This is a genomic window from Paenibacillus vandeheii (genome assembly GCF_030433635.1).
Classification (GTDB): Bacteria; Bacillota; Bacilli; order Paenibacillales; family Paenibacillaceae; genus Paenibacillus; species Paenibacillus vandeheii.
The window spans coordinates 1-1191 of sequence record NZ_JAROCD010000038.1 but is presented as its reverse complement, the minus strand read 5'-3'; the positions used below and the strand labels follow the sequence as shown (position 1 = coordinate 1191).

The following is a 1191-nucleotide window of genomic DNA, read 5'->3' as shown; positions in this document are numbered from 1 at the left end:
GTTCCCTCCGAGACGGATCCCGAGTAGTGCGGGGCACGTGAAACCCCGTATGAATCCGGCAGGACCATCTGCCAAGGCTAAATACTTCCTAGCGACCGATAGTGAAGCAGTACCGTGAGGGAAAGGTGAAAAGCACCCCGGAAGGGGAGTGAAATAGAACCTGAAACCGTGTGCTTACAAAAAGTCAGAGCCCGTTTTAGGGGTGATGGCGTGCCTTTTGTAGAATGAACCGGCGAGTTACGTTCCCGTGCAAGGTTAAGGTGAAGAGCCGGAGCCGCAGCGAAAGCGAGTCTGAATAGGGCGACTTAGTACGTGGACGTAGACCCGAAACCGGGTGATCTACCCCTGTCCAGGGTGAAGGTGCGGTAACACGCACTGGAGGCCCGAACCCACGCATGTTGAAAAATGCGGGGATGAGGTGGGGGTAGCGGAGAAATTCCAATCGAACTCGGAGATAGCTGGTTCTCCCCGAAATAGCTTTAGGGCTAGCCTCGGAAAACAGAGTCGTGGAGGTAGAGCACTGATTGGGTGCGGGGCCCGCAAGGGTTACCAAGCTCAGTCAAACTCCGAATGCCATAGACTTACTTCCGGGAGTCAGACAGTGAGTGCTAAGATCCATTGTCAAAAGGGAAACAGCCCAGACCATCAGCTAAGGTCCCCAAGTGTGTGTTAAGTGGGAAAGGATGTGGAGTTGCACAGACAACCAGGATGTTGGCTTAGAAGCAGCCACCATTGAAAGAGTGCGTAATAGCTCACTGGTCGAGTGACTCTGCGCCGAAAATGTAACGGGGCTAAACACACCACCGAAGCTATGGCTTGATGCTTTGCATCAGGGGTAGGGGAGCGTTGTATAAGGGTTGAAGGTGTACCGTAAGGAGCGCTGGACATTATACAAGTGAGAATGCCGGTATGAGTAACGAAAAGATCAGTGAGAATCTGATCCGCCGAAAGCCTAAGGGTTCCTGAGGAAGGCTCGTCCGCTCAGGGTAAGTCGGGACCTAAGGCGAGGCCGAAAGGCGTAGTCGAAGGACAACAGGTCGAAATTCCTGTACCACCGTAAGCCGTTATGAGCAATGGGGGGACGCAGCAGGGTAGTGACGCGGACTGATGGATGTCCGTCTAAGCAGTGAGGCTGATGTGTAGGCAAATCCGCACATCGTAAGGCTGGGCTGTGATGGGGAGCGAAAATTA

Annotated in this window: 1 rRNA gene; it reads left to right on the top strand. The window is 53.6% G+C overall.

Annotated features, from left to right (window positions below):
* Positions 1-1191: ribosomal RNA gene (locus P5G61_RS31800) — 23S ribosomal RNA — on the top strand; the annotation flags it as partial.